The organism is Cupriavidus sp. MPR-AND1C (assembly GCF_058809705.1).
In genome coordinates, this window is record NZ_JBXASU010000198.1 from 1 (window position 1) to 1,112 (window position 1,112).

Sequence of the window (1,112 nt, forward strand, 5' to 3'; positions counted from 1 at the left end):
GGGTGGTGGCTTCGGGGGGCGGGGCGCTGGCGGCAGAGGTGGCGCTACGCCCGGGAGGCCGTTGCTGCAAGTCGCTGGCCGGTGGCATGAAGGCGGCCAGCGCGGCAGGCAATGACATGGGCCGTGGCAGGGATTGCGACTCGGCGGTGCGGCTGCGCAGCAGTTGCGCGGCCTTGGCCAGATGTCCGCGGGCAGAACGAAGAGCTTGAACCATGGCGGCCTCGGTAGCGACGATGGCTGCATTGGGCCAGCGGCGCGTGACGAAGCTGTTAAGGAAACATGAACGTCATATGACTGTTGTGTGGAAGCGGCTATGGGGTGGCTGGCTGGGGCTTCCGGCTGTTGGCGCCGTCGTCTCATCAGGCCGCTGGCGCCACCGCCGACAACTGCGCCAGCGCTAGCAACACGGCCTGCGTGGCCACCGGATGCCGCAGCAAGCTGACATGCCCGATGCCGCCAAGCGCCACATGATGCGCGCCCTCGATCCAGGAGGTTCCCACCGGCCCGGCAATCGAATCATGCCAACTGAAAATCGACACCAGGGCAGCGCGCTGGCGTGATGTTTCGCGCGCCGCCAGCGCGCGCAGCCAGGCGCTGGCGCAGCGCATCTGGCGAGAATTGAAGCCTCTGCCGTAGCGGGCCAGCACGCAGCCGTGATGCGGTGTGCCCAGCGTGACGATGCCGCGGCAGGGCGGGGGTTTGCCGCGTCCCGCCAGCGCGGCGCGCGCGGCCAGGCCGCCCATGCTGTGGCAGAGCAGCAGCGGCGGCTGGCCGGTGGTGGCGGCGATGCGCGCGATGGCGGCACGGACTTCGAGGGCGTATTGGTCGATGTCGCCAAACACCGGGTCCAGGTCGATCGCCTCGCAGTGGTAGCCGGCCGCCGCCAGGGCGGGCTGCATGTCGAGCCAGACGGCGTGGTTGCAGCCATAGCCGTGCACCAGCAGCAGCGGCGGGCGCGAGCCCGGGGCTTTGGCCGGGCGCAAGCGGCGGTGCGAGCAAAAGGGCTGCAGCCAGTTGAACATCCGGAACACGGCGGCGTATTCACGCAGGTAACAGGCCAGCGCCTGCCATGGCGTCAAACGGGCCGGCCGCATGGCTTGCAGGGCGGGAGG

Annotated in this window: 1 protein-coding gene and 1 pseudogene; both read right to left on the reverse strand. The window is 69.8% G+C overall.

The genetic code is table 11. From position 1 onward, the window contains the following. Positions 1 to 214 (reverse strand): annotated as a pseudogene (locus AC1RWI_RS37975) (UDP-2,3-diacylglucosamine diphosphatase); the annotation flags it as partial. Positions 215 to 359: 145 nt separating this feature from the next. Further along, positions 360 to 1,112, reverse strand: a 753-nt coding sequence (locus tag AC1RWI_RS37980) for an esterase/lipase family protein (protein ID WP_492870882.1), incomplete at its 5' end; no start/stop codon positions are given.